The organism is Stenotrophomonas sp. YJH_SMC_19 (assembly GCF_059367915.1).
The window spans coordinates 153,993-167,086 of sequence record NZ_JCAFRI010000008.1 but is presented as its reverse complement, the minus strand read 5'-3'; the positions used below and the strand labels follow the sequence as shown (position 1 = coordinate 167,086).

General features: G+C 67.0%; 10 protein-coding genes. 8 read left to right on the top strand and 2 right to left on the bottom strand.

What is annotated here, in order from left to right; genetic code table 11:
• Positions 1-721 precede the first annotated feature (721 nt).
• From AC5P5R_RS11115 to AC5P5R_RS11095, 5 genes are all read left to right on the top strand, one after another.
• Positions 722-1,897 (top strand): phosphoglycerate kinase, encoded by a 1,176-nt coding sequence (locus tag AC5P5R_RS11115; protein ID WP_005414330.1) that lies wholly within the window; start codon positions 722-724, stop codon positions 1,895-1,897.
• Entirely contained in the window at positions 1,894-2,547 is a 654-nt protein-coding gene (locus tag AC5P5R_RS11110) for an HAD hydrolase-like protein (protein WP_005410834.1), read from the top strand. The genes AC5P5R_RS11115 and AC5P5R_RS11110 overlap by 4 nt, the downstream gene beginning before the upstream one ends.
• 216 nt (positions 2,548-2,763) lie before the next feature.
• On the top strand, positions 2,764-4,230 hold the full coding sequence (gene pyk, locus AC5P5R_RS11105; protein WP_005410833.1) for a pyruvate kinase: 1,467 nt from the start codon (positions 2,764-2,766) through the stop codon (positions 4,228-4,230).
• Between the two features lie 196 nt (positions 4,231-4,426).
• Positions 4,427-5,431, top strand: a complete 1,005-nt coding sequence (locus AC5P5R_RS11100; protein WP_005410832.1) for a class I fructose-bisphosphate aldolase — start codon at positions 4,427-4,429, stop codon at positions 5,429-5,431.
• 129 nt (positions 5,432-5,560) lie between these two features.
• On the top strand, positions 5,561-6,706 hold the full coding sequence (locus AC5P5R_RS11095) for a hypothetical protein (protein ID WP_005410831.1): 1,146 nt from the start codon (positions 5,561-5,563) through the stop codon (positions 6,704-6,706).
• A 92-nt stretch (positions 6,707-6,798) separates the two neighbouring features.
• Here the strand turns inward: AC5P5R_RS11095 and AC5P5R_RS11090 are convergent, their stop codons facing one another.
• Positions 6,799-7,398, bottom strand: a complete 600-nt coding sequence (locus AC5P5R_RS11090; protein ID WP_005410830.1) for an O-acetyl-ADP-ribose deacetylase — start codon at positions 7,396-7,398, stop codon at positions 6,799-6,801.
• A 212-nt stretch (positions 7,399-7,610) separates the two neighbouring features.
• Positions 7,611-8,570 (bottom strand): cysteine synthase A, encoded by a 960-nt coding sequence (gene cysK, locus AC5P5R_RS11085; RefSeq protein WP_005410829.1) that lies wholly within the window; start codon positions 8,568-8,570, stop codon positions 7,611-7,613.
• Between the two features lie 207 nt (positions 8,571-8,777).
• On the opposite strand from cysK, the gene AC5P5R_RS11080 reads away from it, so the two are divergent.
• From AC5P5R_RS11080 to AC5P5R_RS11070, 3 genes are all read left to right on the top strand, one after another.
• A complete protein-coding gene (locus AC5P5R_RS11080) occupies positions 8,778-9,761 on the top strand; it encodes a LysR family transcriptional regulator (RefSeq protein WP_005410828.1) in 984 nt (327 codons plus the stop codon).
• Positions 9,762-10,361: 600 nt separating this feature from the next.
• A complete protein-coding gene (locus tag AC5P5R_RS11075; RefSeq protein WP_012481122.1) occupies positions 10,362-10,793 on the top strand; it encodes a DUF2946 domain-containing protein in 432 nt (143 codons plus the stop codon).
• A 71-nt stretch (positions 10,794-10,864) separates the two neighbouring features.
• Positions 10,865-12,928: a TonB-dependent copper receptor gene (locus AC5P5R_RS11070; RefSeq protein ID WP_100438378.1), complete on the top strand. Its 2,064-nt coding sequence runs from the start codon at positions 10,865-10,867 to the stop codon at positions 12,926-12,928.
• Positions 12,929-13,094 lie beyond the last annotated feature (166 nt).

Genomic DNA, 13,094 nt, shown 5'->3' with positions numbered 1-13,094 from the left:
TCCACGGCTTCTACAATCCAGCCCGGCTACACTCGGCGCTGGGCTACCACTCGCCTAACAACTACGCCCGGCAGCTCCGGGCTGCCGCCTGAAACGGCTTCATGGCGTCCGTTTTCAGGGGGCCAGATCAGACACCCCCGCGAACCCACCCCGCCCGGCCTCTGACAGTTTCCGGTTGCTTCCACCCACGGAAGAGAAAGAAGAAGAGCAAGAGCAAAGCAGCTTCGCTGGGCGCTTCTTGTAGAGCCGAGCCCACGCTCGGCTGCTCTCCGCGAAATCTCCAGCCGAGCATGGGCTCGGCTCTACAGAACAGCGGGGCCCTCGGGGTCAGATCCGTTTTCCGCAGGAAAACGGATCTGACCCCTTCTTTCTCCATCCGACATCAGAAACCGCTCTTGCCTTTGCCATCCGCTCCGTCACATGAACCTGTCGAGGCCGGGGCGGTGCGGGTTGGCAGGGGTGTCAGCCGCATGGATGCGGCTGCCAAGCCTCCACGGACGGATTCACGGCGTCCCCTGCCAGCCCGCACCGCCCCGGCCCACTCACGGCACCACGAACCGCCAGCGCTTTGGCTCTGGCTGTGCTGTTGCTGTTGCTGTTGCTGCTGCAGTTGCAGTTGTGCCTCTGTCTGCCACAGGCATGGACCCTCCCACCACCCGCACCCGATACAATGACCGCCTGCCGCATCCCGGCATCCTGTCCCCGAGCCAAAGAGTTGCCCATGTCCATCGTCCGCATGACCGACCTCGACCTCTCCGGCAAGCGCGTGCTGATCCGCCAGGATCTGAACGTGCCGATCGAGAATGGCCGCATCACTTCCGAACAGCGCATCACCGCTTCGCTGCCGACGCTCAAGCGCGCGCTGGAGCAGGGCGCGGCGGTGATGGTCACCTCGCACCTGGGGCGCCCGAAGGAAGGTGTGTGGAGCGAAGCCGATTCGCTGGCGCCGGTGGCCCAGCGCCTGTCCGAGCTGCTCGGTCGCGAGGTTCCGCTGGTGCGCGACTGGGTCGACGGCGTCGAGGTCCAGCCGGGCCAGCTGGTGCTGCTGGAAAACTGCCGCATGAACGTCGGCGAGGGCAAGGACGATGAAGCCCTGTCGAAGAAGTACGCCGCCCTGTGCGATGTGTTCGTGATGGACGCCTTCGGCACCGCGCACCGTGCGCAGGCCTCCACACACGGTGTCATCCGCTTCGCCCCGGTTGCTGCCGGTGGCCCGCTGCTGATGGCCGAACTGGACGCGCTGGCGCAGGCGCTGGATGCACCGGCCAAGCCGCTGCTGGCCATCGTCGCCGGCAGCAAGGTCAGCACCAAGCTGGAACTGCTGGCCAACCTGGTCGGCAAGGTCGACCAGCTGATCGTCGGTGGTGGCATCGCCAACACCTTCATCGCTGCCGCCGGCTACAACGTCGGCAAGTCGCTGTACGAGCCGGACCTGCTGGACACCGCGAAGAAGATCGTGGCCGATGCCAAGGCGCGCGGCGCCGACATCCCGCTGCCGGTGGACGTGGTGACCGCCAAGCAGTTCATGCCCGACGCGGTCGCCGAGGTGAAGGCGGTCGACGCCGTTGCCGAAGATGATCTGATCCTGGACATCGGCCCGCAGACCGCGGCGCAGTACGCGCAGCTGATCGACAAGGCCGGTACCGTGGTCTGGAACGGCCCGGTCGGTGTGTTCGAGTTCGAGGCCTTCAGCAAGGGCACCGAAGCGCTGGCCCGCGCCATCGCCAGCTCCAAGGCGTTCTCCATCGCCGGTGGCGGCGACACCCTGGCGGCGGTCGACAAGTTCGATATCGCCCAGCAGGTCAGCTACATCTCCACCGGCGGCGGCGCGTTCCTGGAGTTCCTGGAAGGCAAGACCCTGCCGGCGGTCGCCGCACTCGACGCGCGCGGCGCATGAGTGCCGGGCACGGCAAGGATGTCCTGTTCTTCGACCTGGACGGCACGCTGATCGACTCGCAGGTGGGCATCACCGCCTGCATCGCCTATGCGCTGCAGAAGATGGACCATCCGGTGCCGCCGCAGGAAACGCTGCTGGGCTGGATCGGTCCTTCGCTGCGTACCACCTTCACGCCACTGTTCGTCGAACCAGCGCGGGTGGAGCAGGCGGTGGGCTATTACCGCGAGCGCTTCGACGCCGAAGGCTGGCGCGAACACACGGTGTACCCGCAGGTGGAAGACACCCTGCGCACGCTGCATGGCCGAGGCCACCGCCTGGCGGTGGTCACCGCCAAGAACGAGCCGCATGCGCGCCGCATCCTTGCGCACCTGCCGTTTGGCGGGCTGTTCGAGGAGATCGTCGGTTCGACCCTGGACGGCTCGCGCAGCCACAAGCCCGAGCTGGTCGGGGAGGCACTGCGCCGCCTGCAGCTGCAGCCCGCACAGTGCTGGATGATCGGCGACCGCCGCATGGACATCGAGGGCGCACGCCACCACGGCCTGCGCAGCGTGGGGGTGCTGTGGGGCTTTGGCGGTGAGGCCGAACTGACCGAAGCCGGTGCGGGCCAGCTGGCTCGCGAGCCGGCACAGCTGACGACGCTGTTGGCCTAGCCGCCCCGCCTGGAGAGCTGGCCCCATGCTCGGCTGATTGCGGCCCACGGTGCAGCCGGGCATGGCCCGGCTCTACAGAACACCCTGCGCCAGCGTATGTCCGGGTGATGTCCGTTCCATGACCCGCGAAGTCAGGCAGCACAAGGCTGTAACCGTATACATGCGGCGTGAAGGATGTGCTAATTTCCGTTCTTTATCGGGAGAGGCCCATTCACCATGTTCGAGCGTCAGCGTCGCACCAAGATCCTTGCCACCCTCGGTCCGGCCACTGATCCGCCGGGCGTGCTGGAGGATCTTTTCCGCGCCGGCGTCAACGTGGTGCGCCTCAACTTCAGCCATGGTGACCCGTCCGGCCAGGCCAAGCGTGCCGCCGAAGTGCGTGCCGCCGCCGCCCGCGTCGGCGTGGAAGTGGGCATCCTGGCCGACCTGCCGGGCCCGAAGATCCGCATCGAGCGCTTCGCAGAAGGCAAGGTGCAGCTGAAGGCGGGCAACCGCTTCGACCTGATCGCCAGCACCAGCGCCGGCCCGGGTGATGCCACCCAGGTGGGTGTGAGCTACCTCGGCCTGCCGCAGGACGTGGGTCCGGGCGACGTCCTGCTGCTCGACGACGGCCTGATGCAGCTGCAGGTGGTGGAGGTGCAGGGCGAACGCATCATCAATACCGTACTGAACGACGGTGTGCTGTCCGACCGCAAGGGCCTGAACAAGCAGGGCGGCGGCCTCTCGCTGGGCGCGCTGACCGAGCGCGACAAGGAGCTGATCGGCATCGTCGCCAAGATCGGTGTCGACTTCATCGCCGTGTCGTTCTGCCGCAACGCACAGGACATGAACGATGCGCGTGACATCGCCCGCTCGCATGGCTGTGATGCTGCGCTGGTGTCGAAGATCGAGCGCACCGAGGCCATCGAGAACCTGGAAGAAATCGTCGAGGCCAGCGACGTGGTGATGGTCGCCCGTGGCGACCTTGGCGTGGAGATCGGCGATGCCGAACTGCCGGGCCTGCAGAAGAAGATCATCAAGGCCTCGCTGGCACAGAACAAGGTGGTGATCACCGCCACGCAGATGCTGCAGTCGATGGTGGAAAGCCCGATTCCGACCCGTGCCGAAGTGCTGGACGTGGCCAACTCGGTCATCGACGGCACCGATGCGGTGATGCTGTCGGCCGAGACCGCTGCAGGTGCCTGGCCGGTCAAGGCGGTCGAAGCAATGGCGCGCATCTGCCTGGGGGCCGAGCGCCAGTTCCAGACCGAGACCGACTTCAACGCTTCGCCGCGCAACCTCGAGCGTGCCGACCAGGCCATTGCCATGGCCACCATGTTCTTGTCCCAGCACGTGGGCGTGCGCGCGATCGTGGCAATGACCGAGTCCGGTGGCACCGCGCGTTACCTGTCGCGTTTCCGCGCCAAGGCGCCGGTGTTCGCGGTGACCCGCCATGACGGCGCGCGCCGGCAGATGGCGCTGATGCGCGATGTGTTCCCGATCAACTTCGACAGCCGCGGCCTGACCCCGCGCGAAGCCGCGCGCGGCAGCATCCGCCTGCTGGTGGAAGCCGAACTGCTGCAGGCCGGTGACCGCGTCGTGTTCACCAGCGGCGAGCACATGGAAACCCACGGTGCCACCAATACCCTGCGCCTGCTGGAAGTGGGTGAAGACGGCCGCGCCATTGGGCTGGGCGATCTGTAAACCCAGTCGGCCTCGGGTCGGAGCCGCTGCGCGCATCCGACCCGGGGTCAGATCCCCAAAGGGGCTCTGACCCCATGCCGCAGGACATCCCTTGTCCTGCGTGGACATTGGAATCGTTTCCATCCTGGCCTCGACACCGGGGCAACGGGCGGCGGGGCTATACTTACGTTTTTCCCGCACCCGCCACAGGAAATACATGAGCATCGAACAGCTGGCCGAAACCGCCCAGGCCATGGTCGCCCCGGGCAAGGGCATCATCGCGATCGACGAATCCACCGCTACCATCGCCAAGCGTTTCGCCGGCGTCGGTATCGAGAACACCGAGGAGAACCGTCGTGCCTACCGCGAGCTGCTGCTGACCACGCCGAAGCTCAACGAGCACATTTCCGGCGCCATCCTGTACGACGAAACCATCCGCCAGTCGACCAGGGACGGCGTGCCGTTCGCCAAGTACATGGCCGACCACGGCATGATTCCGGGCATCAAGGTGGACAAGGGTGCGCACCCGCTGGCCGGCTGCCCGGGCGAGCTGGTCACCGAAGGCCTGGACGGCCTGCGCGAGCGCCTGCAGGAGTACTACAAGCTGGGTGCGCGCTTCGCCAAGTGGCGTGCGGTCATCAACATCGGCGAGAGCATTCCGTCGGGCACCTGCATCGAGTCCAACGCCCATGCGCTGGCCCGTTATGCCGCCCTGTGCCAGGAATGCGGCCTGGTGCCGATGGTCGAGCCGGAAGTGATCATGGACGGCGACCACGACATCGAGACCTGCTACGAAGTCACCGAAGCCACCCTGCGTTCGCTGTTCGACGCGCTGTACCAGCAGAACGTGCTGCTGGAAGGCACCATCCTGAAGGCGTCCATGGTCATCTCCGGCAAGAACTGCGATGAGCAGGCCGACGTCGAGGAAGTGGCCGAGTCGACCGTGATGTGCCTGAAGAGCACCGTGCCGGCCATCCTGCCGGGCGTGGTGTTCCTGTCCGGTGGCCAGAGCGACGAGCAGTCCACCGAGCACCTGAACGCGATGAACCAGCTGGGCAACCTGCCGTGGCCGCTGAGCTTCTCCTACGGTCGCGCCATGCAGCAGGCCGCGCTGAAGCTGTGGGCCAAGGACATGAAGGGCAACTACGCAGCCGCCCAGAAGACCGTGTACGAGCGTGCCAAGGACAACGGCCTGGCTGCGCTGGGCAAGTGGAACGGTTGATCCGTCCCATCGCTGGATGAACAAGGCAGCGCCGGCATCACGCCGGCGTTTGCTTTTGCGGGTATCTTTTCCGCCCCCGCGTGCCCGGCCGGTACGCGGGAACCACATGGAAGGCCAAGGAGAAACAACATGCGTTTGGCAGCAATCACACTGGCCGTAGCCACGGTCCTGGTCGCCGGCGGGTGCAACCGCATCGGCGGCGGCGCAGAGGCAGGCAAGGCCGCGTCGCTCGATTTCGACAAGCCGGTGTCCGGCGAGATCACCTCGCGCAGCGGCATCAACTTCAATGATGGCAGCCATCACCAGCTCTACCAGATCAAGCTGGAAGACAAGGATCTGGTCGGCCTGAAACTTACTGGTGCCCTCAGCGGCTCGATCGCCGTGTTCAACAACGGCAGTCTTGTTTCCACCAGCAACACCGGTTACGAACGCGAAGGCGACGTCTCGCTGGCGTTCCGTGCCAATGGCGGCGGCACCTACCAGGTGGCGGTCAATGCCGATGGCCCGACCGCCTTTGGTCCGTATCGCCTGCGAGCCGAGAAGCTGAAACCTTACGACGGCAAGCCGTTGGCGGGCAGTGGCGAAATCGTGGACATGCTGGCCAGTGATTCGCAGGACTACACCCTGCAGGTGGACAAGGCCGGCCTGTACGAAATCCGCCTGGTGTCGGATGTCTTCGATCCGGTGCTGAAGCTGTCGGGCCAGGGCGTTGAAGCCGAAAACGACGATGGCAACGACAGCACCAACTCGCGGCTGACCCTGTCGCTGAAGCCGGGCAAGTACACCCTGACCGCGCGCGGCCTCGGCAGCGGTGTCAATGGCATGTTCACCCTGTCTGCCACCCGCATCGAACTGCCGGGGAATCTGGTCGAGCGCGATGGCACCGCCCTGCCGAAGTCGGGCAGCGTGTACACCATGCTGGACAACGAAGGCCGTCGCCGCTTCCTGCTGACCCTGGACCGGCCGGCCGACGTGCGCCTGGATGCGATTTCCAGCCAGGTCGATACCGTGCTGCGCGTGGTCGGTGGCGATGTCGAGCTGACCGACGACGACGGTGGCAACGGTACCAACTCGCGCCTGGAAGAGACTCTGCCGGCCGGTCATTACACCGTCGACGTGTCCAGCCTGAACAATGGCGCAGGCATGGTCGAGGTGCGCGTGCAGGTGGAAGGGGCCAGCGCCGATGGCGCTGCCGCCTCGGCTGCACGTGCCGCTGCCGACGCTGCAGCCGCCGTGGCCGATGACGCCGCTGCGGTGGAAGCTGCCAGTCGTTGAGCGTGATCCACGCCATGCGTGGATGACATCAATGGTGCAACTGAGAAGGCCGGGCAATGCCCGGCCTTTTCCTTTTCGCGCTGCATCGCGATTCAATGCGCGGCGGCAAAACCCGCGTCACCCAGGGGCGGCAGCATCGACCCGCGCGGTTCGCTGTCGGCGCTTTGCCCGGCGGCACTCAACGCCTGCTGGTAGGCCTTGGCCGTAGCGGTATTGAACGCCACCAGCACGATGCGCATCGGTTGCGCATGGCTGCGCTGCCAGGCCAGTGTTTCGGTCACTGCGATCTGCGCGGCCTGGTACAGCGGATAGCCGTATACGCCGCAGCTGATGGCTGGGAATGCGATCGACTGCACGCCCAGCGATTCGGCCAGCTGCAGCGACTTCCAGTAGCAGTTGGCGAGCAACGCCGGTTCATCGCGCTGGCCGTCGTGCCAGACCGGGCCCACCGTGTGCAGTACGTAGCGTGCAGGCAAAGCGTAAGCACTGGTGGCGCGCACTTCGCCGGTCGGGCAACGTACGCCCGGGCGCAGCTCCGGCAGCTGCTCGCATTCGGCCAGCAACGCGGGCCCGGCCGCACGATGGATCGCGCCGTCGACACCGCCACCACCGAGCAGCGTTTCATTGGCCGCGTTGACGATCGCATCCACCGCCAGGGTCGTGATGTCGCCCTGCCAAACTTCGATCTTCATGCGTCCGTCTCCTGCCTGTGAGGTGATCCGCGCAGCATCTGCGCCGGCTGTTCCCACGGTAGGGGACAGGGCATGGATACTGCGTCATGACCGTCTCACGCGCTGCGATCCGACGGCCTTCACGCACGATGGCGGGCGACGCCTTCATGCAGGCTGAAGCAGAAGGGGGTCGGAGCCCTTTCCCTGCGGAAAAGGGATCCGACCCCGGGGTGTCACGGCAGGCCGGCCAGCCAGTCGTCGTCGGAACCCTCGTTCACGTCGGCAAACAGCGGCGTGGAGAAGTAGCGTTCACCGGTGTCCGGCAGCATCGCCAGGATCACTGAACCCGGTTCGGCACGTGCGGCCACGTCCAGTGCGCTGGCCACGGTAGCGCCGGCGGAGATGCCGACGAAGATGCCTTCCTCGGCGGCCAGTCGGCGCGCGGTGGCGATCGCGCGGTCATCTTCCACCGTCAGCAGTTCATCCACCACATCACGGTTGAGCACGTCGGGCACGAAGTCCGGGGTCCAGCCCTGGATCTTGTGCGGCTTCCAGTCATCGCCCTTCAGCAGTGCGGCGCCGGCTGGCTCGGTGGCGATGATGCGGGTCTGCGGACGCGCGACCTTCAGCACTTCGCCCACGCCGGTGAGCGTGCCGCCCGTGCCCCAGCCGCTGACGAAGTAGTCCAGCCGCTTGCCGGCGAAGTCGCGCAGGATCTCGGCGGCGGTGGTGTTGCGGTGATACGCCGGATTGGCCGGGTTGGCGAACTGGCTGGCCAGGAACCAGCCGTGCTGCTCGGCCAGTTCGCGCGCCTTGCGCACCATGCCGCTGCCGCGTTCGGCGGCCGGGGTCAGGATCACCTTGGCGCCATAGGCGCGCATCAGCTTGCGGCGCTCCACCGAGAAGGTCTCGACCATGGTCGCCACGAACTTGTAGCCGCGCGCGGCGGCGACCATCGCCAGCGCCACGCCGGTGTTGCCAGAAGTGGCTTCGACGATGGTGTCGCCCGGCTTGAGCAGGCCACGCGCTTCGGCGTCGAGGATGATCGCCAGCGCCAGGCGGTCCTTGACCGAGCCGCCCGGGTTGAACGACTCGACCTTGGCGTAGACGCTGACCTGCGGCGGCGCCAGGCGCTGCAGCTTGACGATGGGGGTATTGCCGACGGTGTCGAGGATGGAGTCGTACAGGGCCATGGAAGCGCTCCGGAAACAGGGCCGCGCCGGACGCCGGCGGGCAGAAGGGGAGGGCTGGCTGTTCAGGCCAGCGGCTGCCGGCTGACCGTAGCGCCGGCATATGACGCCCGGAAATGACCAGATACCTTTCTTAAACAACCTTTGGTTATAAGCTGGTGACGGCAATTGACCCTAGAGTGGACCTCCGCCCCACGCCGCCCGCCTCCCATGACGCTGACCCAGCTGCGCTACCTGGTCGCCATCGCCGACGCCGAGCTGAACATCACGCTGGCCGCCTCGCGCGTGCACGCCACCCAGCCCGGCCTGTCCAAGCAGCTCAAGCAGCTGGAAGACGAGCTCGGCTTCCTGTTGTTCGTGCGCAAGGGCCGCAGCCTGGAGTCGGTCACCCCGGCCGGCACCGAGGTCATCGCCCGCGCCCGCGCGGTGCTGGCCGAGGCCAACAACATCCGCACCTACGCGGCCAACCAGCGCCGCGAGAGCCAGGGCCAGCTGATCCTGACCACCACCCACACCCAGGCGCGCTTCGTCCTGCCGCCGGCGGTGGCAGCGATCAAGCAGGCCTATCCCCAGGTGAGCGTGCACCTGCAGCAGGCCGGTGAAACCGACGCGCTGGACCGCTTGAACCAGGGTGACGCGGATATCGCGATCATCAGCACCGCCGGCAGTGAGCCCACCGATGGCATCGCGGTGCCGCTGTTCCGCTGGCGACGCCTGGTGGTGGTACCCAAGGGGCACCCGCTGGACCGCGCCGGCCGCGCACCGGACCTGGCCGCGTTGGCCCGGCAGCCGCTGATCAGCTACGAATCCTCAACCCGCCCGAATTCCTCGTTGCAGCGCGCCTTCGCTGCCAACGGCCTGGCGCCGGACCTGGCGCTGACCGCGCTCGATGCGGACCTGATCAAGACCTATGTGCGTACCGGGCTGGGCGTAGGCCTGCTGGCGGAGATGGCGGTCAGTTCCAGCGACGAAGACCTGCGCTCGTGGCCGGCGCCAGACCCGATCAGCGAGTGCATTGCCTGGGCGGTGTTGCCGCGCGACCGGGTGCTGCGCGATTACGCGCTGGAGCTGGTGCACGTGCTGGCACCGCAGATTGATCCGCGCGATCTGCGCAGGGTGCTGGATGGCAACCAGGCCGCCGCGTGGCCGGTGCCACCGACCTGGGAGTCACTGACCCAGACCATCACGGTGTGAGGGGGGGGGCGAGCAGGGCTTGCAGCCCTGCACCCGCCGAATCAATGGCAACAGCCGAAGCAACAGCTGGCTTCCGTGGGGGGGCGGGGCGGTGTGGGCAGGCAGGACACGCCGTAAACCCATCCCTGGGGGCTCGATGGCGCCATCCATGGCGCCAACGGTCCTGCCTGCCCACACCGCCCCACCTCTGACAGATTCCGGCGGCTGTTGGTAGGTGTCGACCTTGGTCGACACGATAGATCCACGCCATGCGTGGATGCTTTTCGATTCCAGTTCGAAATATTCGATTCCGATGGAGATTCATCCACGCATGGCGTGGATCTACTGCAGATCGCAGAGATCTGTCGAAGGCGGGGTGGGTCCGGTTGCGGGGGCGTGAGCCGCATGGATGCGGCGACCGAGCTTACATGGACGTACTTGCAGCGCCCCCCGCAACCGGACCCACCCCGCCTAACTCACAGGAAGCCAGCTTTTGATGTTGCTTCGGCTCTTGCTGTTGCTCCAGCTCGCAGCGGGTGCAGGGCGCAGCCCTGCCGATAAACCCCCTCCTGCGACGGTTCGTCGCACGGGTAACCCTGGACCCGCCTCTACACTAGCGGGGTGACCCGCCTGTCCCGCCCGCAGCGTCTTCTGCTCCAGCTCGCCATCCTGGCGACGCTGCTGATGGTGCTTGCGCCGCTGGTCAGCCGCGCGCTGCAGGCACAGCCGATGGAGCACGCCGCGATGGCGGGCATGGACCATGCCGCGATGGGCCATGACATGCACGCCATGGCCATGGCCGGGCACGATCAGCACGGCGCCGCGCCGGCAGCGCCCAGCCCCGCGGCCGATCCCCACGCCATGCATGGCGAAGCCTGCGAATACTGTGTACTGGCCATGCGCCTGCTGTCAGGGCTGGCGGTGCTGGTGCTGCTGTTGCCGTTGCTGTGGCGGCCGCGCCTGGTGTTCCCGTGGTCGCAACAGGTGCTGCCCGTACCGCACTGGCCCGCACACGCCGCACGTGGGCCACCGCGCGTCTCCATCGTCCGCTGATATCCCCGTGAATCTGCCGCACGACGCCTGACCGGGCGCCGTGCGCGCGTGCGTACCTTGGAGCTGTTCCGATGAAAATGACTTCCCGCCCCGCGGGCGCCTGCGCGCGCCTGCCGGTTGCCCTTGGCCTGGCCGTGGCCACGTCACTGGCCTACGCTGCGCCCGCCGAAGAGGCGCGCACCCTCGACACGATGGTGGTCACCGCCGCCGCACCATCCTCGCCGCTGCACTGGGTGACCGATCCGCGCCTGCCGCGGCAGCCGGTGCCGGCCAGTGATGGTGCCGATTACCTGAAAACCGTTCCCGGCTTCTCTGCCGTCCGCAATGGCGGCACCAACGGCGACCCGGTGCTGCGCGGCATGTTCGGTTCGCGCCTGAACATCCTCAGCAACGACGGCAACCTGATCGGTGCCTGCCCGTCGCGCATGGACAATCCGCTGTCCTACATCGCGCCGGAAAGCTTCGACCGGTTGACCATCATCAAGGGCCCGCAGAGCGTGCGCTGGGGCGCAGGTGCCTCGGCCGGTACCGTGCGCTTCGAGCGCGACACGCCGCGCTTCGATGAACCCGGCCTGCGTGCCGATGCCAGTGCGCTGGTCGGTTCGCGCAACCGCAATGACCAGGTGCTGGACCTGACCCTGGGCAATCCAACCGGCCATGTACGCGCCAGCGGCAACCGCTCCGAGGCCGATGACTACAAGGACGGCCACGGTGACGTGGTGCCGTCGAAGTGGCGCAAGTGGAACGGTGACGTGGCCATCGGCTGGACGCCGGATGCCGACACGCTGCTGGAGATTTCCGCCGGTGCCGGCGATGCCATCGCGCGTTACGCCGGGCGCGGCATGGACGGTGCCGCGTTCGAACGCACCAGCTATGCCGCGCGCTTCGAAAAACGAAACCTGCCCGGTGCGTGGGACACGTTGCAGGCCAACGTGTACTACAACGAAGCCGACCACGCGATGGACAACTACACGCTGCGCACGCCGAATCCCAACAGCATGATGCCGATGCCGATGGCGTCGAACGTGGACCGCCGTACCCAGGGCGGCCGGGTCAGTTCCGAGTGGCACTGGCAGGACGTGCAACTGGTGGCGGGTGTGGACGGCGAAGACAGCCGCCATCGTGGCCGCATGGGCATGGGCCGCAACACCTACCGCCAGGCCGCCTGGGAGACCGATGCCAAGTTCCGCCGCTACGGCGTGTTCACCGAGTTGACCCTCGGCGCCGGCACCGATCAGCGGTGGATCAGTGGCCTGCGCATCGACCGCGCCAGCGTCCGCGATGAGCGGCAATCGATCCGCGGAATGATGGGGAACAGGCCCAATCCGACTGCGGGCCAGCGCCGCAAGGAATGGCTCGGCAGTGGTTTCCTGCGTTACGAGCAGGACCTGGCCGACGGCCTGACCTGGTACGCCGGGCTCGGCCACAGTGAACGCATGCCCGACTACTGGGAGCTGTTCTCGCCCAACCACGGCCCGGCCGGCGCAGTGAACGCGTTCACCGGCGTGCAGCCCGAACGCACCACCCAGCTCGACGTCGGCCTGCAGTACAAGGGACCGCGCGTGCAGGCGTGGGTTTCGGCGTACGCCGGGCAGGTCCAGGACTACATCCTGTTCACGTACCACGGCAGCGGCATGATGGGCATGAGCCAGGCCCGCAATGTCGACGCGCGCATCGCCGGTGCCGAGGCGGGCCTGGAAGTGAGCCTGGCCGGGCAGTGGAAGCTGGGCGGCACGCTGGCCTATGCCTGGGGCGAGAACCGCGACCAGCAGCGTCCGCTGCCGCAGATGCCACCACTGGAAGCACGCCTGAGCGCGAACTGGGAAGGCCAGCGCTGGAGTGCCGGGGCACTGCTGCGTGCGGTGACCCACCAGCACCGCGTGGCCGAGGGCCAGGGCAACGTGGTCGCACAGGACCTCGGGCCGAGTGCAGGTTTCGCCACGTTCGCGCTCAACGCCGCGTACCGTTTCAGTTCGCAGCTGCAGCTCAGCGCGGGCGTCGACAACCTGTTCGACCGCGCCTACAGCGAGCACCTGAACCTGGCCGGCAGTGCCGACTTCGGCTTCCCGGCCGACCCTGAGCGCATCAACGAGCCCGGGCGCAGCCTGTGGATGAAGGTGAACTACCGGTACTGATCCGCCGGGTGAAAAAAAACCGGGGCCGGATCCCCGCCAGGATCCGTCCCCGCCCGACGCCCTCTGTCGGGCAGCTTCGACTCTACGATGGCAACGCCCGTGGTGCACGGCTGGATACAACCCGACACACGCCGACACCGCCAAGGGCAGCCTTGCACGGAACGGG